Origin of the sequence: Stenotrophomonas maltophilia (assembly GCF_002799245.1) — a bacterium.
In the GTDB taxonomy this organism is placed as follows: Bacteria; Pseudomonadota; Gammaproteobacteria; order Xanthomonadales; family Xanthomonadaceae; genus Stenotrophomonas; species Stenotrophomonas maltophilia_S.
This window is the reverse complement of sequence record NZ_NEQV01000004.1, coordinates 448,033-471,506: the sequence shown is the minus strand read 5'-3', so window position 1 is coordinate 471,506 and position 23,474 is coordinate 448,033. Positions and strand designations below refer to the sequence as shown.

Genomic DNA, 23,474 nt, shown 5'->3' with positions numbered 1-23,474 from the left:
GCACCTCAACCGCCGCGGCGGCGAACCGGCGTCAGGCTCTGCACCTGGCCGTTGTTGCGCATCATGCACAGGAAGCGGCCATCGGGATAATCGATGATCAGTTCCTGGTAATCGCTGCCCACGGGCATCTGGGTCACCAGCGTGCCCTGCGCGCCCTTGCGCATGTTGCAGGAACCCAGCGCGGTATCATCCGCCGGTGCGCTGTACGCCACCTTCGACACATTGCGGAACACCGCACGGCAACCGCCATTCACCCATACCGAGTGCCGCGACAGGCCCCAGTTCTGGCCCTGTTCGCAGCGGGTATGGCTGAGCTGGCGCGCCACCTCCACGTTGCCACGGGTATCCATGTCGCACGACACCTGCTGCTGGTCGGTGGATTCGCAGGTCACCTCGCGTGGTAGCGCAGCGTCGTTGGCGGCAGCACCGCGAGGGTGATTACCGTGTTCCTGCGACGCAGGTGTTCCAGTGGTACTGACCTGACAGATGCCATTGGCACCGTCACGGCCGGTGTAGCTGATCTGCGGCGTGCCGTTGTCGTTGCTGCTGATCGACAGGGTGATGCCGCTGTTGGCATCGCGTGCTTCGAAATAGCGGTCGTTGAAGCGCTTCAGCGCCGCCTCTCGCCCCTGCACGTAGACGGGACCGCCTTCGTCGGCGTGCACGTCGATGCCGCCCGGGCAACGGGCGTTGAAGAACGGCACGGCGGCCATGGCCGGGGTCACAACGGCGGTGGACAGCAGTGCGGCGGTGAGCGACAGGGCGTGGCGACGCATGTGCGGATCCCGAAGGGCCCCAGGGTGGGCGTGTGGCGGCAGTATGCGGTGGGCCGTTGCGGGCTGTCCGTGAGGAATATCAAGATCCGGGCCGCACGCATGGGAATTCAGGTCTGGTAGGGTGTGCTTGAAGCCCTGCCTGGGCAGTTAAGCCAGCTTTACTGGGTGGGCCATCATGAACCGTGCGGCAGCAATGGCCCGGCCAGATTTCTCGATGATGGCGGCACTGCGCCATATGTCGCTTCTGGCATTGCATTGCTGGAAACAGGTCAGACGCGATAATTCATTTTTCCTTTCAGATCACCCGGTGCCATCGAAACAAGCGACTGGCAGGCGGTGATTTCGCGTGCGCATGATGAATTGCCACCTGTAGAGGTGGCCGGGATTTCCAACCCGATGACTGAAAGCTGTTTACGCTTGTCAGCCGGCGTCGTCTTCCCAAGAGCGGCGCCGGCTGGCAATCCGTCGGCCGACTTATGGCGGGCGGTGCGTGGGGGCCTTGTGCCCACCGGCTCATTCAGTCCCGGGATTGGAAACCACGCATCGTCCGCCACCCTCTCGCGGTGGCACCTCTGTTCCGCACGAGGATGCCCGCATGTCCAGAACCCATTACCCGTACCTGACCGCCACCCTGGGCGAGGCCGCCCTGCGCCTGCCGCCCGAACTGGCGCAGCCGTTGGAAGCCGCTTTCGCCGCTGCGAACGAGGCCCCTGCACTCATCAACCTGCCCGGCTGCCTGCAGCGTATCCAGGCCGGTGACGCCGCCGACGGACAGCCATTGCAGGGTCCGGCCAGCACACCCGGCCAGGCCGTGGCCGCCGCACGCCGGGATCGCGCCGCAGTTGGCCTGGTGTCGCTGCTGGAGCTGTACCACGCCACCGAGCGTGTGCGCGTGGACGGGGAAGAGAAAGACGATATCGGCGACGGCACGCGCGAAGGGCTGATGCTGGCCTGCCGGGGGCTGGCGGAATATGTGGCGTTGCAGGTGGGTGGGAGATAGCTGGCGAGAGCATCTGCACAATTGCCCGGGCTCTACTTCGTTGTGGGATGTTCCCTTGCCCTCGCACATGCGCGCCTCATTCCCGAAGGTGATACTCGACGACACCGACGGATACTCGATACCAAGACCGAAGTCACGTCTACCCCTGTCGATCTGATGTCAACTGCTCCGCGTGGTTTCGAAACCACGGTGCACCACGCATCCTTCTAGACCAAGGAGAGATCTAGCATGAGAATGAATTCCAAGAGCATATTGGCGGCCTCCACTATCGCATTGGGAAGCGCACTCCTGTTCACAGGTTGCAACCTGAAGAGTGTTCGAGCTTATGGCGAGTGCAGCGGAAAACAGGCAGGTGGCGGGGAGTGCAAGGCGGGTATGGAAGTCATATGGGAAGGGGACGGTGGTGGTAAGAAGAGCATTTACAACTCCCTGCTGTCCTCTCTCAGCGTGCTCCCAGATGCCGCGACGTTTGAGCTGGATACATCCGGATCAACCATACCGTATCCTGCCACGGGCAATGCGGTACTCCGGGTAAAGAACGTCGCTACGGGCGCAATCAGCGCGTCCCAAACATTTTCATGGGTCAGAACAGGCACAGTGATCCGGGTTGCGGACCCAAACGTGGTGAATGCCTGGATATATGCCAATGTGGGTAATGGTGATGCTTTGAGCTACGACCTGCTCCCCTTCCATTCGGCATACGGAAATGGCCCGCAGGTTATCGCTGGACAAGCCAAACAGGAGGGCATCACCAAGGCGAGCTACTACCTGGAATTCGAAGGAAGGGATTGTGTCAACCACCCGTCGCCGCACTTGTGCATGGAGATGTAGTAAACAACGGGAGATGCGGGTGCGCATTGAGCACCCGCACCTTTGGGAGAAGCGATGAAAGGAGTCGTACTCACCGCATTCGCCGCCTCCATCCTGGCTGGCTGCGCCACAACGATCAGATTGCCACAAGGTATCCCTCCGGATGGCTACACCGAGCTGGTGTCCACGCCTCTCGGGCCATTCCGCTACTTCCGGTCGCTGTCCATTGTTCCAGGGCGCAGAAGCCTGCCTCCCCTGGAATCGTTTCAATGCAGGCACACTCAGCACGAGATCTTGCTCATGATGACTGCGGGATCACAGGTTGACGTTGCAGATACCTGCGAGCGCATTGATGCAGCAGCGAAGTTTTCCGAATCATGGATAGAAGCAAAAGCGAACAGATACCGGATTCTTCTCGCGCCAACGGATACCACCGCGACGATACAGTCGCGTACTTTTGGATCGTTTTCGGGTGGGAAGACATTGGCACTTGCGGCTTCGATCCATGACGACCGCGGACGGACTGTTGCGAACCTCGTCGATCTGGTCGCACACGAGACATTCCATGCGCTAGGTCATGCCACAAGGCACCCTCAGGCGCTTGATGAACGCATCGCCTACTACGCCGGAATCTGCGCACAGCTTCAGGTAAATGGCGTTGTTCGAGAAGATTCACTGCCTGGAGCCACGATCGGCACGGACGACGATGCAGTGCAGCTGTCTTCGCAAGCGGCCTATCGTGTCCGTCTCGAGACCTATCCCCTTCTCGCTGATGGCAGCATTCAACTCAAGGAGCAATCTGGCGAACGTATGCTCCAACGTTGCAGTCAGCTTAGAAGGGGCCTTGCGGCGTCACGGTGATCATGCCTGCAGGCTCTCATTCTTTCCCAGAACGACAACGCACAAAAACCCGCCATTGCAGCGGGTTGATTGTTCTCCGTGGACATTTGCGGATGCCAAGGGATCGAAGATGGTGCCGCTTATCCGAATCGAACGGATGACCTACTGTTTACAAGACAGTTGCTCTACCAACTGAGCTAAAGCGGCATGGGTGGATCACCGGCGGCAGCGCCGCGGTCCGGGGATTCTAGCGCAACCGTGTGCATTCCAGCGACCGGCTCTGTGCCGCGCCACTGCGCTGCTGGGCCTGGGCCGCCTGCGTACCCGTCGCCAGCTGCCCTTCCAGCCACCACTGGCCGGCATCGCCGCTGGCGACCAGGCGCGGCTGGAAGCCGGCGGCCTGCACTGCGGCCATGCGCCGCTCGGCGCCTTCGCGGTTGCGGTACTGGCCCAGCGCCACGGCGTTGGCCTCCTCGCCCTGGCTGATGATGTAGTAGTCGCTCAGGCCGGCGGCGACGATGCGCTTCACCGTGGCCTGCGCTTCTTCGCGGTTGGCGGCAGCCGGTAGCATCACCCGGTAACGGGCACTGCCGCTGGCAGCGGGCTGTTCACGCAGGCGTACCTGGCTGAGCACGTTGCCGGCCTTGCCCTGCGCGCCGCTCGCGGCGGCGTGGTCGGCGAACGGGCCCAGCGCCACGCAGCGCGGCGGCTCGGCAGCCGCGGGCGGGGTTGCTGGCTTTTCCGCTGCCGGTGCCGGTACGGGCGGCGCCACGGGTCTGGCAGCGGCGGCAACCGGCGCAGCGGCAGCGGCAACCTCAGCCAGCGGCGGCTTGGCGTCCTCGGGCTTTGCCGGCACGGCCGGCGCAGGCGCAGGCGTCGCAGCCACGGCGGTCTTCGCGGCCGGTTCGCGCTCCATCAGCGGTGCGGTCGGGGCCGCAGCAGTGGCCTGCGCGGCGGCATTCGCATCAACGCCACCGGGCACCCAGCGCAGCTCGGCCACGCCGGCCGGTTGCGGTGGCGGCGCGGGCGCTTGCGGCGCGTCGCGCAGCAGCCACCAGCAGGCGACGCCAAGATTGAGGATGGCCAGTACGACGATCAGGGCACGGGTCAGCATGCGCGGATACTAGCCTGCGGGCTGGTGCACCGCCCAGCGGGCGAGGCCATCCAGCACCAGCGATGGGTGGTAGTCGGCGCCGGGCAGCAAGGGCATCAGCGCCGGTGCGCCGCCACCGTGCACCAGCAGCGAGGGTGCCACGCCCAGCAGCGCGTGTGCCTGCTGCGCACTGCGTTCGATCAGCGCCACCGCTGCACCATCGCAACCGGAGGCCAGCGCGTCGGCGGTGTCGTTGGCAAATTCGCTGTAGTCACCGCCGGTAGCGGGCAGCTGTACGGCACGGGCATGCAGCGCTTCGCGCATGGTGGTGGGCGATGCGGAGATGCGGCCACCATGATGCTGGCCATCGGCGTCGAGCAGATCGATCGTCAGTGCGGTGCCCACGCCGACCACCAGCACCGGGCGCTGCGCCTTGGCCGCCGCCAGCAGCGCCAGGAAGCGGTCAACGCCGAACTTTTCCGGCTTGGCATAGGCGATGCGCACGCCCGCACACTGGGCGCTGGTGCGTACAACGTGCACGTGCTCGAAGCGACGCTGCAACTGGTCCAGCATGGCGCTGGTCAGCGACGGCGCGGCCACGCTGGCCACGAACGCGGTGCTGCCGCTGGGCAGGCTGTGCGGCGGCTGCCCGGCCATGCCTTCGGCGCCATGCGCCCAGGCCTGCACGTCGCCGGCACGGTCACCCTGCAACGGCGCGAACTTGAAGCGCGAGTTGCCGAGGTCGAACAACCAATCGCTCATGCCGCCCTCACGCTGACTTCGCCGGCGTGCAGCAGGCGTTCCTGGCCATCGATGCGCACGCGCAAAGCGCCGTCATCGGCCAGGCCAAGCGCGGTACCGTGCTGCCACTGCCCTTCCAGTTCCACGCGCACTTCGCGGCCGGCCAGCATGTCGAAGGCAGCGTAGCGCGGCAGGAACGGAGCGAGACCTTCGCGATCGAACTCTTCCAGTGCCGGCAGCAGGCGCGCCAGCACGGCAGCCACGACCAGGTTGCGGTCCACCGGCTTGCCGGCCAGCGTGTCCAGGTCCACCCATGGCTGGGTGATCTGCTCGGCGAATGACGGCGGCATGTGCGTGTTGATGCCGATGCCGATCACCGCGCGCGCCGGGCCGGCGTATTCGCCACCGCCTTCTGCGAGCAGGCCAACCAGCTTGCGGCGGCCATCGACGATCAGGTCATTCGGCCACTTCAGCTGCGCCTGGGTGTAGCCAAGGTCGTGCAGCGCTTCGGCCACGGCGATGCCGGCCACCAGGCTCAGCCCGGCCAGGCGGCCGAGGCCACCGGAGTACAGGCGCATCACCGACAGGTAGATATGCGCGGCCAGCGGCGAGGCCCAGGTACGGCCACGACGGCCGCGGCCACCGGTCTGGCGTTCGGCCAACAGGACGCTGACCCCGCGCTGGGGCGCGCTGCACCGCAGCAATTCGGCGTTGGTGGAATCCACCGTCCACGCCACCTGCAGGTCGTGCAGCAGGGCCTGGGCGTCGGCAGGCAGGCCGGCGCGGATCGCGGCCGGGTCCAGCAGATCAACCGGGCGGGTCAGGCCATAGCCTTCGCCAGCGCGGCCCTCGATGTCCACACCAGCGGCCCTAAGCCCTTGAATACGCTTCCAAATAGCCGCCCGGGTCTGGCCCAGCTCACGGGCCAGGGCGTCGCCGGACAGGCGACCGGCAGCGAGTTTGGCCAGCAATTGGCGATCGTCCACGGCAGCTTCCACGAAGTCAGGAAGGAATTATGCGGGAAAGCCGCCAGTGACGCCCGCCACGCTGGGTTCCGCAGGGGCTTCCAACGCGGCGCCGGGTTCGGGCTAGAATCGGGAACTCACCCTCCCTTAACGTGGATGTCGTCAATGCGCCGTTATGCCCATTGCCTGATCCTGCTGATGATGCCCTTCGCGGCGTCTGCGACGGCAGCGCTGGACGACAGCCGTGGCGCCTGCGTGTCCTCCAACGGTGATGCCGCCTCGCAGCGCGCGCCGACCGCGACCGCCTCGGCCGCCACCACCAAGCCGGCAGCGGTGCGCCCGGCGGCCAGCAGTGCCACCAGCACCGGTGGCGGTGGCAGCGACGACGACGTGCTGCAGCGCATCCGCGCGCCGAAGTGGCACAGCTACCTGCCGGGAATGTTCCGCTGATCAAGTCGTTGCTGCAGTGGCTGCGGCCCGCGCCGCGGCCGATCGACGATGCACTTTGGGAAGACGCCTGCCGCCGCGCGGCCTGGCTGCACGGTCTGGACGACGAACGCCGCGCGCGCCTGCGCGTGCTGGCCACGCGCTTCCTGCATGAAAAGACCATTACCCCGATCGGTGAGCTGCAGCTGCAGGCCGGCGACGGCGTGCTGCTGGCCGCGCTGTGCTGCCTGCCGCTGCTGGAGTTCGGCCAGGTAGGGCTGGAAGGCTGGTCGCAGCTGATCGTCTACCCCGATGCCTTCCGCGTGCACCGCAGCCACATGGATGCCGCTGGCGTGCTGCACGAGTGGGATGACGAGCTGATCGGCGAGTCGTGGGACAGCGGGCCGTTGATCCTGTCCTGGGCCGACGTGCAGGCCGACCTGGCCGCACCGCACGAGGGCTACTGCGTGGCGGTGCACGAGATGGTGCACAAGCTGGATGCGCTGGATGGCGCGATGGACGGCACACCGCCGCTGCCGCGCGAGTGGCAGCGCGAGTGGGCGGCCACCTTCCAGCGCGCCTATGACGCCTTCTGTGCGCAGGTGGATGCAGGTGAAGAAACGCTGATCGATCCGTATGCGGCCGAAGCGCCGGAAGAGTTCTTCGCGGTGGCCAGCGAATACCACTTCTCGGCCCCGGATCTGCTGCGGCAGGCGTTGCCGGAGGTGGCTGCGCAGCTGCGGCGGTTCTACGGCGAGCCACCGGCGTTCGAAAGACGGTAGTGCCGGCCGCTGGCCGGCAGAAATCGTGAGGGTGCCGGCCAGCGGCCGGCACTGCCGATTGCGGAGGCCTAGGGCCCCGGCGGCAGGCGCACCTCGAAGCGGGCGCCACCCAGTTCGGCGGAACGGCCCACGGTCAGTTCGCCGCGGTAATCCTTGATCAGGTCCTGCACGATCGACAGGCCGATGCCGTGGCCCTGCACGCGCTCATCGCCACGCACGCCACGCTGCAGCACCTTGCCGATGTCGTCCGGGGCAATGCCCGGGCCATCGTCGTCCACCGCCAGCAGCAGGCCGGCGCGGCGCGCGTTCGGTGCCGGCAGCGGCTGCGTGGTCAGCAGCACGCGGCGGTTGGCCCATTTGAAGGCGTTCTCCAGCAGGTTGCCGAGCAGTTCCTGCAGGTCGCCCGGTTCGCCGTGGAAGCGTGCCGCCGGGTCGATATCGAATTCGCACAGCACGCCCTTGGAGGCGTAGACCTTTTCCAGGCCGCGCACGATTTCCTCGGCATTGGACTCGATCGGCAGCGGCGCGGAGAACAGCTTGTGGCCCGACGACGCCGCGCGTGCCAGCTGGTACGAGACCAGGTTGTTCATGCGTTGCAGCTGCACGTCCAGTTCTTCGCGCAGCGCGCTGTCGTCGGCGCCGCTGTCCATCTGCGTGCGCAGCACCGCAATCGGCGTCTTCAGGCTGTGCGCGAGGTCGGCCAGGGTGTTGCGCTGGCGTTCGAGGTTCTCGCGTTCGCTCTCGATGAAGGCGTTGATGCTGTCGGTCAGCGGTTCCAGCTCACGCGGGTGGCGCTCGCTCATGCGCTCGGTCTCGCCGCGCTGCACCTTGGTCAGCTCGGTGATCACGCGGCGCAGCGGTCGCAGGCTCCACTGCAGGATGACGGTCTGCAGCAGCAACAGGATCAGGCCGATGCCACCCAGGTAGAACCAGACGCGGCCACGGAACACGCGCAGCTGTGCACCCAGCGCGCGCGAGTCTTCCATCACATAGATGGTGTAGGGGAATTCAGTGGCGGGGTCGGCGTCGGCGCCCCACACCAGGCCCAGGCCATAGCGGTACACCGAGCCCTGGCTGCCATCGATCTGGATCATCGGCAGCGGGCCTTCGAACACTTCCTGGCGCGGTGCCAGCAGGCCGCCGCCAACGGTGGGCAGCATCGGGCCTTCGGCGGACATCGAATTGCCCTTGCCGTGCGGCATCACCACCTGCAGGTACAGGCCACTGCCGGGCACATCGAAGCGCGAATCCGGCGGCTGCTCGCGGATGTACAGCGAGCGGTCGCGGGTGAAGTCGATGCCGGCCGCGTAGGAGGTGGCGTAATTCTTCAGGCGCTCACGCAGGTTCGCCTTCGCCGTATCGGCGAAGGCGGCGTCGAGCGCGTAACCGGCCAGGGCCAGGAACGCAACCAGGCCCACGGACGCGGCGAGCATCTGGCGCGCCTGCAGTGAGCGCGGCCGCCAGCGTCGGAAGAACCACAGACGGCCGGACATCGTGTTATCGCCAGGGTGAGCCGGCTCAGCCCTCGTTGCGCGGGATCGCGAAACGGTAGCCGCGACCGCGCACGGTCTCGATCGGCTTCAGTTCGCCATCCGGGTCCAGCTTCTTGCGCAGGCGGCCGATGAAGACTTCCAGCACGTTCGAGTCGCGGTCGAAGTCCTGCTGGTAGATGTGCTCGGTGAGGTCGGCCTTGGAGACCAGTTCACCGGCATGCATCATCAGGTACTCCAGCACCTTGTACTCGTAGCTGGTCAGGTCGACATTGCTGCCGGCCACGCTGACGGTCTGCGCAGCGAGGTCCAGGGCGACCGGGCCGCATTCCAGGGTCGGCTTGCTCCAGCCGGCGGCGCGGCGCAGCAGCGCGTTGACGCGGGCCAGCAGTTCTTCGACGTGGAACGGCTTGACCAGGTAATCGTCGGCGCCCTGCTTCAGGCCCTCGACCTTGTCCTGCCAGCTCGAACGCGCGGTCAGGATCAGCACCGGGAACTTCTTGCCTTCGTCACGCAGGGCCTTGATCAGCTCCATGCCCGACATCTTGGGCAGGCCGAGGTCGATGATGCCGACATCGAACGGAACTTCGCGCCCCATGTAGAGGCCTTCCTCGCCGTCCTGCGCAGCATCGACGGCAAAGCCTTCGCGCTTGAGCCGGGCTGCCAGGGTCTCACGCAGCGGGGCTTCGTCTTCGACCAGAAGGATACGCATGAACTCTCCCTAGTGTCCTGGGTGTGGCCCGGAGGCCTGTGGGGTACGGGTTGATAGCGGCAACTATCCCTGTTCAGGGGTTATCGCCGCGTAGTGATGACATATCCGACCGCGGCGTGCGCGGCTGTGAACGCGACGGGGCGGGGTCGTCCATGTAGCGGACCCGGCCCCGGTCGTCCATGTACTTCACCCGGTTGATATCACGACCATCGAACGGCACGCGCTCGGCACCGAGGATGTGGCCACCCGTGGTGCGCTGCACGCGGCGCACGGCATCGGACAGCGAACGCTCGTCGCCACGGTTGCCACGCTCGCCTCGATCCATCATCTCCGCACGCCCCTGCTCACCACGCGGCGGCTGCTGTGCCAGCGCCGACGACAGCGGCGCAGCCGCCAGCACAACGCAGGTGGCCAGGGCAATGCGGCAATGGAGGGAAGCGGAAGACATCGATGCGATCCTAGCCGAGCACGGCGATTCGTTCAAAAGTCGTAAATCCGGATGCCGGGTTTCGGGCCCGGCGCTTTACAAATCCTTTGCAAATTCTTGGTTTGGGGCAGTGAATCCGGTCTGAACTTTTCCGGCCGCTGCCCCGCGATGTTCAGCTAGGTGAACATTCGGGACCAATTGCCGCGTCGTGTCAAGTCAGGAATGTGACGTAGGTCACGCGGCAGCGCGATCGGCGTCGCGTTCGGTCACTGCCAGCGCCTGCTCGACCAGGCTCCAACCGGCGCCCGGGCGGTGTGCGCCCTCGCTCAGCACCTGGCGGAATGCGCGGCCACCGGGCTGGCCGTGGAACAGGCCGAGCAGGTGGCGGGTGATGTGCTTCAGCGCCAGGCCCTCGCCCAGGCGCGCTTCCACATAGGGGCGCAGCGCGCGCAGAAGGTCGCCGCGGGCCTGCAGCGGGGCGCCGGTCTGCAGCGCCTCCAGCTGATGCAGCAGGTAGGGGTCGTGGTAGGCCGCGCGGCCCAGCATCACGCCATCGACGTGCGCAGCCTGCGCCTGCACCGCCTCGATGCTGGCCAGGCCGCCGTTGAGCACCACCGGCAGCGCCGGGCGCTCCTGCTTCAGGCGGTAGGCCCAGTCGTACTTCAGCGGCGGAACCTCGCGGTTCTCCTTCGGCGACAGGCCCTTCAGCCACGCGTTGCGCGCATGCACCACCACCATCGCGGCACCGGCTGCGACCTGGCGGTCGACGAAAGCGGCGAACACGTCGTAGTCGTTGTCCTCATCCACGCCCAGGCGGCACTTCACCGTCACCGGAATCCCGACGGCATCGACCATCGCCGCCACGCAGTCGGCCACCAGTACCGGCTCGCGCATCAGGCAGGCGCCGAAGCGCCCGGCCTGCACGCGGTCGGACGGGCAGCCACAGTTGAGGTTGACCTCGTCGTAGCCCCAGTCGGCAGCGATGCGCGCGGCCTGCGCCAGCAGCGCCGGGTCGCTGCCACCCAGCTGCAGCGCCAGCGGCTGCTCGCTGCGGTCGAAGCCGAGCAGGCGCTCGCGATCACCGTGGATGACCGCGTTGGCGTGCACCATTTCCGTGTACAGGCGCACACCCGGTGCCAGCACGCGATGGAACACGCGGCAATGGCGATCGGTCCAGTCCATCATCGGGGCAACGGACAGGCGCAGGGAATCGGCGTAACGGGCGGTGGCGGACGTCATCGGCGTGTTGATCGTGGAGACTGGCATTGCCAGTGAGATCAATAGTTTACACCGGACGGCTGAATGGCGGCGGGTGGCTCCGGGGCCGGCCGACCGGCCCCGGGACGCCGCGTGGCTTACAACCCGCGGCTGCGCACCTGTTCCTGCTGCTGTTCCTGCGCACGCTGGTTGAACTGGCTGTCCAGCGCTTCGCTCTGCCGGCTGCTGGCCTCGACCGACTGCGATACCGCCTGCTGGCGGTCGACGAAGGTCCGCTGCGCCGCCGGATCACCCGGCTCGCCCTGCACCGCGAACAGGCCGGTGCCGTCGGGACGGGCCACGACGTGGTCGATCTGGCGCATGCCGGACACCTTGCTTTCGTAGGCCAGCTGGCCGGCCGCACGCTCGGCTTCCTGCGGGTTGGCGAACAGCGGCTTCAGGCCAGCCTGGGCGCGCTGCTGCTCCAGCGCCTGCAGCTTGTCCAGGGCCTGGCCGAAACGCGCGTTGTCGGCATGCCCGGGGTCACGCATGCTGGCCGGCGCCGCAGGTTCGGCCCGGGCCGGTGCCGCCGACTGGGTAGCGGCCTTCACCGCGTCGGGGGCGTCGACCTGCGCCAGGGTCTTCCGGCCAGCCTTGCCATCGTCGTCCAGGCCGTTGTTGGCCTGGAACTGCTTGACCGCTGCGAGCGTGTCCTTGCCATACACGCCATCGGCATGCAGCGGCCGGCCATCGGCCCCGGCATAACCCAGCGCGGCCAGCTTGCCCTGCAATGCCTTGACCTCATCGCCGCGCTCGCCCTGCTTCAGCACGCCATCGGCCATCGGCGCCTGCTGCGCGCTGCGTGCGGCCTGTGCGGCCTCGGGCCCCTGCGCCTGCACCTTGCCGCCCAGGGTGATGCGGTCGTTGAGGATGTCGCCCAGATAGCGCCGATACTGATCCGGCTCGACCTCGATGTGCGCATGCACGGCACCCGGCGAGCCCACGTCCGACTGCCGCACCAGCGGCGCGCCGTACTCCACGAAGTCCCCGTTCTTGTACGGAATGGATCCGCGCTCGCCGTGCAGCACCTGGCCTACCAGCTCGCGGCGCGCATCGTCGAGCGGATGGCTGTAGATGCTGATCGAGTTGGTGCCGTCGTTGTTGAGCTTGACGTAACCGGCGACGGGACTGGGAACCATCAGACTGCGCCCGCCTGACCGGTCGGTCAGGATCAGGTCCTTCTGCACCAGCGGAATACCGTTGACGTCGCCGCGCCTGCGCACGGCCTCCAGCTCGCCCTCGACCATTTCCGCACTGCGGTCGACCCGGCTGGCATCACCCGCGCGTACGGCAGCCGCGTTGGTGTTGGGGTGGTGGATCTTCAGTTCGCGGAACGCTTCTTCGCCGCTGATGCCGTGGCGCAAGGTGCGGTTGCTGCCGCCATTGCCGAACGGCTCCACGACCGAGATGCGCTGGCCGCCGGGTGCGGCGGCTGCGGCCGGTCCACTGTGACGTTCGGGTGCGGGTGCAGCGGCCGGTGCAGCGGGCGCGGCCGGTGCCGGCGTTGCAGGTCGGTGCTGTGCCGCTTCGGCCTGGAGCGCACCGCGCGTGCCGGCGTCGGCCATGCCGGTGGCCGGCAGATGGTGCCGCTGCTGGAAGGTGTTGAGAGCGTGCTGGCTGCCAGCCCCCAGGTAACCATCGGCGGTGATCGCTTTACCGTGTGCATCGGTCAGACCCAGCGCTGCCATGTCGCGTTGCAGCCCACGCGCCTCGCGATCGATCGCGCTCAGCGTGGCCGGCCCGGCCTTGCCATCCACCGGGGTCAGCCCATGATCGCGCTGGAAGGCTTCGACGGCCTGCCGGGTGGCCGCATCGAACTGCCGGTCGGGATGGATGGCCTGCGCGCCTGCGCCGCCATAGCCCAGCGTGTGCAGGTTGTGCTCCAGCTTTTCCACCGCGCGGCCGCTGGAACCTTCCTTCAGGACCTGTGCACTCCCGCCGGCGTGGTGCGAACGTGCCTGCTGCAGCGCAACGCGGATATCAGGATCGCTGCCTTCGGTGGCGGGCGCGAAATCGCGGCTTCCGACCTTCAGGTGCGCGCGGTCCATTTCGGCGGAGTGCTGCGCATAGGCATCTTCATAACCTGCTGCGACGTCGGCAGCGGCCAACCCGGCATAGGAAGGAGTGCGATGGCGGATCGCGGTGGCCTGATCGCGCAGATCCTGGTAATCCCCCCCGCGCTTGAGCACTGCTTCCAGGCCATCCAACCGGCCCGGCAGCTGGTTGGCGGTCTTGGCGATCAACGCGATGGCTTCGAAGCGCTTGTCCTCGGCAATGCCGCTGCCATGCTTGTCCAGCATGGTCATGGCGATATGCGTTGCATTGCGCACCTGCGGGTAATCGATGTGCGTGTGGATCCACTGCTTGCCTTCCGGCGAGCCGGCCCAGGCATTGATGCTGTCGCGCGTCGGTGCATCGATGAACCGGATGGACGAGCGCTTTCCCTCACCGTTGCCGTGGCTGAGCAGATCCGCACGCAGATCGGCGCGGTCATGCGTGAAGGGCAGGTTGTGTGCCTTGGCGTAGGCGCTGGCCTGGCCGATGACCCCATCGACATACGTTGTCTCGCCCGGCTTCAGTTTGCGCTCTTCAGTCGCGCCCAGCGGCCACTCGCCACGTTGGCCGAAATCCACCTGGATGGTGCCCAGCGAATAGCCGCTGTTGTCCCTCACCGCGCTGACCGTGCCCCATTGCGGCTCGTTCAAGTTCCTGGTGATGCCGGCAATGCTGAGGTGGTACGACGATCCACCGCCTTCGGTGCCGCGTCCGACAGCAAAGAACACCGCGCCGGCAGTGGCGTCCAGGTTGCGGGTGTCAATGTTGTTTGGCATGTCTCACTTCCTTGTCCGTGGAGGAATGACCGGGTGCAATCGCCTTCTGGCGACGGTGGATCAGGGCGTCAGCACGCGCGCGTGCAGCTCGACGGCGCGGTTGGCATACCGGTTGATGCGGCACGACTGTGCATCCAGCATCGGCCCCACATGGTCGCTGGCAGGCGCACAGCGCTTTTCGGTGTCTGCGACCCAGTTGGCCTGCTCGTCCATCCAGCGGTCCTTGGCCGGGCCATCGGGGCTGTCCATCAGTCGCGCGACCTGTGCTTCCAGCAACGCCTTGTGATGGCTGAGCTCGGCCGCATCACAGGCTTCCAGCTGGTCGTCGAGGCCGCGGGCGTCCTGCACGCAACGGGTGTACTCCGGACGCAGCGTTGCCTGGGTATACGAGGTATCCGGCGGCGCGCTCTGCGCCAGCAGCTGGTCGGCACGATTGGCGACACGGTACAGGCGGCATTCCTGCGCGACCTGCAGCTGCTGCACGCTGCCGTTGGGGGCCTGGCGGCAATAGCGGTCTGTATCGCTGCGCCAGCTCGCCTGGGTGGCCTGGAACGCGGTCCGGGCAGCGGCGTCGAGCCCAGCCACCGCCTTGCTGGCCGCCTGTTCGAGGCGCCCTTCCTGGTAAGCGAGTTCGTCCTTGCCACAGGCCTGGAGCTTGCCTGCATCCTCCACCCCATCCACACACCAGCCATAGGCGGGACGCAGCCGACCTTCGGTATAGGACGTATCCGGGTACCGTGGGGAATCTGCGGATGCCGGGCCGGGGGACGCTACCGGCGATGTCGCGGCGATCGACGCGGGCGCAGCCGCTTCGGCCGCTGCCTGGGAAGAAGGTGCCTGGCATGCGGCAAGTGCCAGGCACAGGGCCAGCACCTTCCAATACCCACGGCCGAAGCCGACCCGTACGTTGCGCCCAAGCGCGCCTGTTGCCTGCATTGCCTGCTTCTCCCTTGCGTGTCGCCAGCATCGTGCTGGCAGGGAGGGGCCGTCCATCGGCCCCATCACGCGGGCAATGCTACGACAGCATGGATTTCAGATGCCTGACTGGATTCAGAATGCGTGCACGTTGTCGCAGAAGCCGGACGCCTGAACGTCAGTGCCCGCCAGCGCGCCCGCCTACCTGTTCGATCAACGTCTGGCTGGCCGCATTGAGGCCCACCACCGTCACCCCGGCACCCTGCGCGGCCAGCTTTTCCTGCGCGCGCTGCAGTGCAGCCACAGCCGTCAGGTCCCACAGATGGGCGTCGCGCAGGTCGATCTGCACCTTCGGCGCCACGTGCTGGTAATCGAACGCGGCGCCGAGCTGGCCGGCCGAGGCGAAGAACACCTGGCCACGTACGCGGTAGACCTGCATGTCTCCAGCGTCCTCGCGCCGCACATCCAGCATGCGGCCAACCTTGCGCGCGAAGAACAGCGCCGACAGCAGCACGCCACTGAGCACGCCCTTGGCCAGATCGTGGGTGGCCACGGTGACCACCACGGTCAGCAGCATCACCGCAGATGAACTGCGCGGATGCGTGCGCAGGTCGCGCAACGAGCGCCAGCTGAAGGTGCCGATGCTGACCATGATCATCACTGCCACCAGCGCGGCCATCGGGATCTGCCGCACCAGGTCGCTGCCGTACACCACCAGCACCAGCAGCAGCACGCCGGCCACCAGGCAGGACAGGCGACCACGGCCACCGGAGGTCACGTTGATCACCGACTGGCCGATCATCGCGCAGCCCGCCATGCCGCCGAGGAAACCGGTCACCGTATTCGCCACGCCCTGCCCGACGCATTCGCGGTTGCGCTGGCTGGGCGTCTCGGTGATGTCCTCGACGATCTGCAGCGTCATCATCGATTCGAGCAGGCCGACCACGGCCAGCGTGGCCGACACCGGCAGCAGGATGCGCAGCGTTTCCCAGGTGAGCGGCACATCGGGCAGCAGGAAGTGCGGCAGGCTGTCCGGCAGCTGGCCCATGTCACCCACGCTGCGCACCTCCACATCGAAGCCGATCACTATGGCGGTGAGCACGACGATGGCCACCAGCGGCGACGGCACGGCGCGGGTGAGGCGCGGCAGCAGGTAGATGATCGCCAACGCGGCGGTACACAGTACGTAGACGGCCGGGCCGCGACCGATCAGCTCGGGCATCTGCGCCAGGAAGATCAGGATCGCCAACGCGTTGACGAAGCCGGTGATGACCGAGCGCGAGACAAAGCGCATCAGCGAACCGAGCTTGAACACGCCGGCCAGCACCTGCAGCAGGCCAGCCAGGATGCTGGCGGCAAACAGGTACTGCAGGCCGTGGTCCTTGACCAGATCGACCATCACCAGCGCCATCGCACCGGTAGCAGCGGAGATCATGCCCGGCCGGCCGCCCGCGATGGCGGTGATCACCGCGATGGAGAACGCGGCGTACAGGCCGACCTTGGGGTCGACGCCGGCAATGAGCGAGAAGGCGATGGCCTCGGGAATCAGGGCCAGGGCGACGACCATGCCGGACAGCAGATCACCACGGATGTTGCCGAGCCATTGCTGGCGCAGGGGGTAGGACGTTTGCATGGAAAACTCCGCACGCACGCGGGCGTGGCCGCATGGCGCTGCAGTGGAAAGACACGGGTTCCTGAGCCGGGCGGGCCGGCTGCCGATGGGCGGCAAGGGTCAGGGTGGCGTGATCACTGCAGGCGGGCGTCGATACGTAGGAGGCGCGCAGTCTACGGGAACGGCGCGGGCGGCTCAAATGGCCGCCCGCGCCGCTGTTTCCCGACCGACGCGTGGTCTGCACTAGTAGCCGGTTACATCAAGCACCGCGAGAGCTGCATTGTTCCCGGTATAGGTGAACCGGGTGGGGAGAGGTAGTCCGTAGTAGGGACCGTAAGTGCGCCGCGCCGTCCGCGTCATCCCGAAGGTGATGGCTCCACCGTTGATCGCCGCTCCGGAAACACTTACGTCCTCGTGTTGCAGGTACTCCTGTGGATCGCCCCATCGCTGGAACGTGTTCACCGAATCGTACGCGTAGACCAAGGGCATCACTGCCCAGGCACGTCCCGGATCAAACTGGGCACTCCCCTGCCAGCCAGGCCGTGTCGATGCAGAGCGGAGGCCAGCCACACGCGCAGCTTTTCTGCCTGCATCGAACATCAGCCGGCCGGCACCGTCACGGATGATCAGGCCAAAATTGCTCGGTGGCTCCTGCGGCGGCGCGTACACATACCACTGCACCACCGCGCCGGGAGGTCCGAACAGGTACAACCCAGCCGGATATCCGTCGATCTCGTTGAAGTGCTGGCTTCCGACCACCGAGGTCGAACGCACGGCCACCATGCCAGCATGGTTGCCGATGTACCCGCTCCCCTCGCCATCCAGCGTGGTGGTGCCTTGCGCCAGCATGGCGAGTGTCGGGAAGGCATCGTCGATCAATACGGTGCCCCAGTCGTTGATGATCTTGATTCCTGCAGTCATGTCAGCGGGCCCATACTTCGACGATACCGGGATAGCGGTCCTTGGCGGGAACATTGACATGGCGCCAGCTGACAATGCCGGAGGCCACGTCAATGGAGAATTCCGGGGCATACCTGCCACGGGCAACCGCCGTCAGGTCGGTATCTTCCGGTTGCCGGGAGAAGGCTGCGCTGCCGTCGACCGTGCTGTACTGGATGCTTGCAAGCACGCGAAACAACCTGCCTTGCGGGTCATAGCCCAGACTGCCATCAGCGTTGAAGACCTGGATTCCTACTGGCATCACCACACCCCCATCTGCACGCGCAGCGTTCCTGCTGCATCAAATACCTGGATCACATTGTTGACGATGGTCAGATAGCCGCCATTGTCGGGACCGGTCATGGTCATCGCGCCGCTCTTGTCCAACCGCCAGCGTGGCTGCCCTCTCGCACCCACCGCATTGGACTGGATGAAATCGCCGATCATCGCGTTCTGGATCCTGCCGTTTCCGATCAATGCCTGGCTGATGAAGGTCTGGCCGTTCTCGACCACGAAGGGCGTGGTGATCTGTCCGTTTCTCTCGTTGATCAGCGCGAAGCGATCGGCCTGCATCAGGATCTGGCTCTGGTAGCTGCCATCCGGCTGCTGCTCGACACCCAGACCCATGCCGGCCATGTAGATCTGCCCGGCGCTGGTGATCTGCGCCTTGACCGTATAGGTCGCGCTGACCTTGCCATCCAGGTTGACCACGGCCTGCGAGACCTGCTGGACCGCCGCACTGACGCCTTCGATCTTGCCGGGTACACCGTCGATGGACGCTTCGACTGTATCCACGCGCTTGGCCAGTGCCGCATCCTTTTCGGCCATCACGCTGTAGACGGTGATGGCGCCGGCGCTGACATCGTTCTCGCCGACGTTGTAGTCCTCCTCACCGGCACTGTGATCGCTGACCTGGGCGAACAGGCCATCGACCTTCTGCCCCTGCGCGGCCACCTTGCCATCGACGTCGGTCACGTCCATTTCCAGCTGGTCGACACGGCCAACGATGGCGCCCGCCTCGGCGATGGCATCACCGATGTTCTTCCAGTGGCTGCCCGGCGGCGTTTCATTGCCTGCGGCAGTGCCCTGCCAGCTCCAGATCCGGCCGTCATGAATGACGGTCTGGCCCGGGGTGTAGGTTGCCGAGGCATCCCAGACCAGCGGCAACACCTCGGTGACGCGCTCGATCTTGCCCTTCAGCTGTTGCCCCAGCGCGCTTTCGTTGATGCGGCCGGCAAAGTAAGCGTCGTAGTCGTCCGGGTTGCTGCTCGATTCACCCATCACCCCGGCTTGCGCCGGGTACCACGGGCCGATGTTGCCACTTCGGTCCACCAGCCGACCCCAGAACCAGAAGCGCGCGCCAGCGGCCAGGCCGTTCATCTGATGCTGGGCCTGCGGATAGGCGAAATCGCCCAGCTTGATCGCGCTCTCGCGATTGGGGCCGGTGCTGTACCAGAGCTCGGTCCTTTCAGTATCGGTTGCACCTGCGGGGAAACCCCAGGACAGTGCGATGCCGAAGGGGCGAGCGGTGCTGGTCAACGATGCCAGCGAGGGTGGCGGCGTCGTCTTTCCTTCAATGGTGGTGAGCACACTGAGCGTCGGCTGCGACACCGCGCCCAGCGCATTGACCGCGCGTACGCGGGCCAGGTACTCGCCTGCGTAGACGCCCCGCACCTCCAGGCTCTGCGTCCCGACGCGGCCAGCGCGGACCCAGTTGAGATCACCACGCCGCCATTCCACGTCATAGCCGATCGCTTTGTCCGCGGCATCCCACTCGATGGTGAGCACGGAGGTGGCGATGCCCTGGTCCACCACCACATGCGAGGCCATCCGCACGTTGGCCGGTGCCGGCTGCACGCTGGGCGGGATGATGCTGATCGGCGGCTGCTCCAGGCGCGTGCCATCGTCGATGGCCGCGTACTTGCCCGGCACGTGCTTGAGCGCGGTGATCTGGTAGGTCAGCTCGTCGCCCTCGCTGATCGACAGCACGCGATAGTGCTGCAGGGCCAGCTCCGGCGATTCCAGCGCCCACACCGACTGCGCGACCGGCAGCGCCGACCACGGCGCGGTGACGGTCACCGTCTCGCCGTCCACCGACTGCACCGTGCGTGCTTCGGTCTGCCCGCTGGGCAGGGTGGCACGCAGGGTGTCACCGGCAGCGACCTGTTCCGGCATGCGGTCCAGCACCAGGCTGCGTGTACCTGCACTGCGGATGCGACCGGCATTGCGGCGGCCGGCGCGGTTCGGGTCGGCCACCTGGATCACATCACCAGGCATGCAGCCCAGTGCATCCAATCCCACCGAAAAGCTGATGGTCTCTGTTTCCAGCATTTCGGTATGCAGGATATGGTTGCCCACGCGCTGCGCCTGCGAACGCGAATGGCAGCCCACCGCCGTCACTTCGGTCTGGTTGATGCCGTAGCGGGCCACGCCGGGCAGATGCTGCACCACCTCGACCTTCTGCCGGCCGAAGTCGTCCGGATCGATCCACGACACCAGCGCCACCGTGTGCCGCGCCGTGCGGCTGCTGCCCGCATAGTGGAAGCGCCCTTCGATGACGTTGGCCTGGCTGTAGGTCAGCACCGGGTCCTTGGGCATGTCGGCCGAGGCCATCACCTGCCCCGCCGCATAGAAGCTGATGCCGCGGAACATGGTGGCGATGTCCTGCAGCACGCGATAGGCCTCGGCGCGGGTCTGCAGGTACAGGCTGCAGGTGAAGCGCGGCTCCTTGCCGCCCTGGCCGTCGCTGACCAGTTCATCGCAGTAGCGCGCGATCTGGTACAGCCGCCACTTGTCCACCCAGTCCAGCGGAACACGATGGCCCAGCCCGAAGCGATCGTTGGTGACGATGTCGAAGAACACCCACGCCGGGTTGTTGGTCCACCCGCTCTTGAAGGTACCGTCCCACACGCCGCTGTAGAGACGACTGAGTGGATCGTAGTTGGAGGGGATGCGCACGATGCGCCCCCAGAGCTGGTAGGACCGGGTGGGGATGTTCTGGAACTGGCTGGCGTCGACCTGCACCGCCGCCAGCGCGCAGTTCGGATAGCGCAGCTTGGCATCGATGATCTCGGTCATCGACAGCACGTTGATGGTATCGGCGATGGTGCTGCTGTTGGCGTTGGCGGTCAGACGGCGGATACGCACCTGCCACTGGCTACCGGCAGGCAGATCGATGCGGCGGCTGCGCTCGTACTGGGTGGTGGTCTTGCCACTGAAGGCATCGGTCAGCACCGTGCTGAACGGGCCACCGTCGGTGGACAGATCCACCGCATACATGATCCGGTAGCCTTCGGTGTCACCGTTCTCGGTGTTGGTCTTCTGCAGCGCCGGCACCGCGAAGCGGATACGGACGGCCGACAGGTCGGCACCGGATACGGTGCGCACCACCGGCGCATCGCTGCGCAGCTCGACGTTGACGCCGACTTCGTTCTCGATGGACGGGAAGCCGCTGATGTGCTCCTGGTCCTGGGTGCCGGAACGCGTCTGCACGTCCACGCCGGAGAAATTCAGCGTGCCGTCCGGATTCTCGATCGGCACCTGGTCCAGGTAGATCGACTGCCTGCCGGCGACCAGGCCGCGGATCTCGCCTTCGCTGGCCAGGTCGATGATGCGGGCAACCGCCATCGAGTGCAGGCTGTCGGCGGTTTCGACCGGGGTCCGCGCATTGCTGCTGCCCTTCTTCGCACCCGCCAGCAGGGGAGCCGATGCACCGCGCGTACGCGGCGTGGAATGAGTGATCTGGTTCAAAACTGGTCCTCCGCCAGGATGCCGCCGCTGATCACGGCCGAGCCGATGAACATGCCCTTGCTGTCATGGCCGCCATAGGCGACCGGTACGGGATTGCCTTGCGCCTGTGTGTTGACAGTGCCGTTCATGCTGTAGCTGGGGGCGTTGTCCGGTGTGTCTTTGGCGCCCAGGCCCTTGGGCTGAGGCGATAGCATCTGCACGACACCGCCAGCGATCATGCTGGCACCGGCGACGATGACATTCGGACCGTATGCCGCAAGCGGCGTGTAAAGCATGATGACGCCGACCACGACCATGACGACACCCGCAATCGTCTGCAGCACGCCTCCCCGCTTGCTGCCCACCATCACCGGCGCGATGCGGATGTCATCCTGCCCCGGCGGGTCGTGCAGCTGATCGCGGGACAGGTTCTGCCGGCCGTTGAACACGGCAAACTCCATGCCCTTGGCCTTGGCACCCATCAGGTACTGCTGGAATCCCGGCAGCATCGTGCACAGCGCATGCACGGCCTCGGCCGGGCTGTTCACCGCCAGCCGGAACCTGCGCCCGAAGCGCGCACCCAGCTTGCCGTACAGGCGGATCGTACGAAGACGGTCAGTCATGGCGCACCTCGCGATGGCGGACAATGCAACGGGTGCGCTCGGCCCACATGCCGCCATAGGGCACGGTCTCGGACAGGCGGCCATGCAGGTGATGCAGCATCTGCCCGTCGCCGAGGTAGATGCCCGCGTGGTTGGTGACCGGCGAGCGGATCTGCATCAGGATCATGTCGCCCCGCTGCGGCTCGCCCTCGATCAGGTCGAAGCCCTCGGCGTGCAGCCGTTCAAGGCTGTACAGGTCCTGGCCGTGGCTCCACCAGTCGTCCTGGCGTTCGTACTCGGACAGCGCGACGCCCAGTTCGCGTGCATGGAAATCGCGGACCAGGCTGTAGCAGTCCAGCACGCCGTGGGCGAACTGGCGACCGACCAGCGGTGCCACGTAGCCAGAGGGATGCAGCGTCTGCAGATCACCGCACAGCGGCGCCTCGCCGGCCACCTGGCCGACGCTGACAATGTGCCAGGTCAACCCGCTGCGCTCGCACATGACCCGGTCGGCGTCGGAGGGCGTCGCGGCGGCATCGGGATGGCTGTGCACCAGGGCCAGCACCTCGCCCTTGTCCTCGGCCACGGCATAGTCTTCAGCCGGCAAGCGGAAATGCTCGCTGGGCGTGGCGGCCACGTTGCGGCAGGGAAGATAGCGTTCGTGGCCTTCAATGGCCACGATCAGCCCGCAGCATTCGCGCGGGTACTCGGCCACGGCGTGTGCCTGGATGGCCTGCAGGGTTGTCGGTTGCATGTTTCACCCATGAAAAAGGCCCGCGCGGGCGGGCCTGGAAAGTGGAATCGGGAAGGGGCCGATCAGGAGCGCAGCAGGCCCGCGGCGGGGAAGCCGCCATAGGGCAGCGGCTTGTCCTGGCCGAAGCGCAGCTTGCAGCTGCGCACCCGGCCGCCGCACTGGTCACGTGCCGGATCGTCGGTGGCGACGTCGTCGCTGTCGGCCACCGCTGGACCGTTGTAGCCGCAGTACGCGCCGCGATAGCCGCCACGCACCAGCCAGCCACACATGCCGGCGATGATCTGCCTGCCGGGCAATTGCTGGCCATTGAGATCGATCGCGGTGGTCAGCTCGAACTCGACCATCTGCTTGTCTTCGCCGATCTTGCGCTCGATGAACCAGACTTCGTCGGGGAAGTGCTCGGCGGGGTCCGCGCTGGGATTGCCCTCCTCGAAGTTGGTGGCATCCAGGTACTTGGCCAGCGTCTGCCGGCGGACGATGCGAGCACCCACCAGATCATCGAACAGCAGGCACATGGCGGTGATGCGGCCGTCGATGTTGCTCACGCGCAGGCGCGGGTTGGGTGGCTGGTCGCTGGTGCGCTCGAAGCCGCTGGCCTCGATCGGCCAGGGGCCATATTCCTGGCCCTGCCACCAGATGACACCACTCTGCAGGTGTGCGTGGAAGAACAGCTTGTCGGCGCCGAAACTGCTGGCGTCCAGTTCGTAGACGGTGATGCGGCCACCCGGCTCAAGCTGCTGGGCATCGGCGGTGATCATGGGGTGTGCTCCTGT

The 23,474-nt window shown here is 66.4% G+C and carries 22 protein-coding genes and 1 tRNA gene; 5 read left to right on the top strand and 18 right to left on the bottom strand.

What is annotated here, in order from left to right; all coding sequences use genetic code 11:
- Positions 1 to 5: 5 nt before the first annotated feature.
- Positions 6 to 776: a DUF3011 domain-containing protein gene (locus tag B9Y64_RS14485; protein ID WP_100441299.1), complete on the bottom strand. Its 771-nt coding sequence runs from the start codon at positions 774 to 776 to the stop codon at positions 6 to 8.
- 595 nt (positions 777 to 1,371) lie between these two features.
- On the opposite strand from B9Y64_RS14485, the gene B9Y64_RS14480 reads away from it, so the two are divergent.
- The 3 genes from B9Y64_RS14480 to B9Y64_RS21985 all read left to right on the top strand — a co-directional run bounded on the left by B9Y64_RS14480 (position 1,372) and on the right by B9Y64_RS21985 (position 3,447).
- Complete coding sequence (locus tag B9Y64_RS14480) at positions 1,372 to 1,776, top strand: hypothetical protein (RefSeq protein WP_100441298.1); 405 nt, start codon at positions 1,372 to 1,374, stop codon at positions 1,774 to 1,776.
- A 228-nt stretch (positions 1,777 to 2,004) separates the two neighbouring features.
- A complete protein-coding gene (locus B9Y64_RS21990; protein ID WP_157804525.1) occupies positions 2,005 to 2,607 on the top strand; it encodes a hypothetical protein in 603 nt (200 codons plus the stop codon).
- 54 nt (positions 2,608 to 2,661) lie between these two features.
- The gene (locus B9Y64_RS21985) at positions 2,662 to 3,447 is read left to right on the top strand and encodes a hypothetical protein (protein WP_157804524.1); all 786 of its coding nucleotides are present in this window, start codon (positions 2,662 to 2,664) and stop codon (positions 3,445 to 3,447) included.
- 110 nt (positions 3,448 to 3,557) lie between these two features.
- On the opposite strand, the gene B9Y64_RS14475 is transcribed toward B9Y64_RS21985, so the two are convergent.
- The 4 genes from B9Y64_RS14475 to birA all read right to left on the bottom strand — a co-directional run bounded on the left by B9Y64_RS14475 (position 3,558) and on the right by birA (position 6,246).
- Positions 3,558 to 3,633 (bottom strand) — tRNA-Thr (locus tag B9Y64_RS14475).
- A gap of 40 nt (positions 3,634 to 3,673) precedes the next feature.
- A complete protein-coding gene (locus B9Y64_RS14470; protein ID WP_100441297.1) occupies positions 3,674 to 4,540 on the bottom strand; it encodes an SPOR domain-containing protein in 867 nt (288 codons plus the stop codon).
- Between the two features lie 9 nt (positions 4,541 to 4,549).
- The gene (locus B9Y64_RS14465; protein ID WP_100441296.1) at positions 4,550 to 5,281 is read right to left on the bottom strand and encodes a type III pantothenate kinase; all 732 of its coding nucleotides are present in this window, start codon (positions 5,279 to 5,281) and stop codon (positions 4,550 to 4,552) included.
- A complete protein-coding gene (gene birA / locus B9Y64_RS14460; RefSeq protein WP_100441295.1) occupies positions 5,278 to 6,246 on the bottom strand; it encodes a bifunctional biotin--[acetyl-CoA-carboxylase] ligase/biotin operon repressor BirA in 969 nt (322 codons plus the stop codon). The genes B9Y64_RS14465 and birA overlap by 4 nt, the downstream gene beginning before the upstream one ends.
- Before the next feature lie 144 nt (positions 6,247 to 6,390).
- Between birA and B9Y64_RS14455 the strand changes: the two genes are divergently transcribed.
- Both B9Y64_RS14455 and B9Y64_RS14450 read left to right on the top strand, forming a co-directional pair.
- Positions 6,391 to 6,675, top strand: a complete 285-nt coding sequence (locus B9Y64_RS14455; RefSeq protein WP_014035646.1) for a hypothetical protein — start codon at positions 6,391 to 6,393, stop codon at positions 6,673 to 6,675.
- Positions 6,642 to 7,433 carry a zinc-dependent peptidase gene (locus tag B9Y64_RS14450; RefSeq protein ID WP_202909071.1) on the top strand — a complete coding sequence of 264 codons (792 nt, stop codon included), beginning with the start codon at positions 6,642 to 6,644 and terminating at the stop codon, positions 7,431 to 7,433. The genes B9Y64_RS14455 and B9Y64_RS14450 overlap by 34 nt, the downstream gene beginning before the upstream one ends.
- A 68-nt stretch (positions 7,434 to 7,501) precedes the next feature.
- Here the strand turns inward: B9Y64_RS14450 and B9Y64_RS14445 are convergent, their stop codons facing one another.
- The 13 genes from B9Y64_RS14445 to B9Y64_RS14385 form a co-directional block, all read right to left on the bottom strand.
- Positions 7,502 to 8,926 carry an ATP-binding protein gene (locus B9Y64_RS14445; protein ID WP_100441293.1) on the bottom strand — a complete coding sequence of 475 codons (1,425 nt, stop codon included), beginning with the start codon at positions 8,924 to 8,926 and terminating at the stop codon, positions 7,502 to 7,504.
- Positions 8,927 to 8,951: 25 nt separating this feature from the next.
- A complete protein-coding gene (locus B9Y64_RS14440; RefSeq protein WP_004136763.1) occupies positions 8,952 to 9,635 on the bottom strand; it encodes a response regulator transcription factor in 684 nt (227 codons plus the stop codon).
- Positions 9,636 to 9,708: 73 nt separating this feature from the next.
- The gene (locus B9Y64_RS14435) at positions 9,709 to 10,083 is read right to left on the bottom strand and encodes a hypothetical protein (protein ID WP_100441292.1); all 375 of its coding nucleotides are present in this window, start codon (positions 10,081 to 10,083) and stop codon (positions 9,709 to 9,711) included.
- Between the two features lie 213 nt (positions 10,084 to 10,296).
- Positions 10,297 to 11,328 carry a tRNA dihydrouridine(20/20a) synthase DusA gene (gene dusA / locus B9Y64_RS14430; RefSeq protein ID WP_162292376.1) on the bottom strand — a complete coding sequence of 344 codons (1,032 nt, stop codon included), beginning with the start codon at positions 11,326 to 11,328 and terminating at the stop codon, positions 10,297 to 10,299.
- A gap of 89 nt (positions 11,329 to 11,417) precedes the next feature.
- Positions 11,418 to 14,150, bottom strand: coding sequence for a peptidoglycan-binding domain-containing protein (locus B9Y64_RS14425; protein WP_100441291.1), 2,733 nt, complete (start codon positions 14,148 to 14,150; stop codon positions 11,418 to 11,420).
- A 60-nt stretch (positions 14,151 to 14,210) separates the two neighbouring features.
- Positions 14,211 to 15,086: a lysozyme inhibitor LprI family protein gene (locus B9Y64_RS14420; RefSeq protein ID WP_157804523.1), complete on the bottom strand. Its 876-nt coding sequence runs from the start codon at positions 15,084 to 15,086 to the stop codon at positions 14,211 to 14,213.
- Positions 15,087 to 15,243: 157 nt separating this feature from the next.
- Positions 15,244 to 16,698, bottom strand: coding sequence for a SulP family inorganic anion transporter (locus tag B9Y64_RS14415; protein WP_100441289.1), 1,455 nt, complete (start codon positions 16,696 to 16,698; stop codon positions 15,244 to 15,246).
- Positions 16,699 to 16,920: 222 nt separating this feature from the next.
- A complete protein-coding gene (locus tag B9Y64_RS21980; protein ID WP_157804522.1) occupies positions 16,921 to 17,598 on the bottom strand; it encodes a hypothetical protein in 678 nt (225 codons plus the stop codon).
- Position 17,599: 1 nt separating this feature from the next.
- Positions 17,600 to 17,806: a hypothetical protein gene (locus B9Y64_RS14405; RefSeq protein WP_157804521.1), complete on the bottom strand. Its 207-nt coding sequence runs from the start codon at positions 17,804 to 17,806 to the stop codon at positions 17,600 to 17,602.
- 71 nt (positions 17,807 to 17,877) lie between these two features.
- Positions 17,878 to 21,366, bottom strand: coding sequence for a host specificity protein J (locus B9Y64_RS14400; protein WP_100441287.1), 3,489 nt, complete (start codon positions 21,364 to 21,366; stop codon positions 17,878 to 17,880).
- Positions 21,363 to 21,968 (bottom strand): tail assembly protein, encoded by a 606-nt coding sequence (locus tag B9Y64_RS14395; RefSeq protein WP_100441286.1) that lies wholly within the window; start codon positions 21,966 to 21,968, stop codon positions 21,363 to 21,365. Before B9Y64_RS14395 ends, B9Y64_RS14400 begins: the two co-directional genes overlap by 4 nt.
- A complete protein-coding gene (locus B9Y64_RS14390; protein ID WP_100441285.1) occupies positions 21,961 to 22,701 on the bottom strand; it encodes a C40 family peptidase in 741 nt (246 codons plus the stop codon). Before B9Y64_RS14390 ends, B9Y64_RS14395 begins: the two co-directional genes overlap by 8 nt.
- A gap of 62 nt (positions 22,702 to 22,763) precedes the next feature.
- Positions 22,764 to 23,459: a phage minor tail protein L gene (locus B9Y64_RS14385; RefSeq protein ID WP_100441284.1), complete on the bottom strand. Its 696-nt coding sequence runs from the start codon at positions 23,457 to 23,459 to the stop codon at positions 22,764 to 22,766.
- Between the last annotated feature and the right edge of the window lie 15 nt (positions 23,460 to 23,474).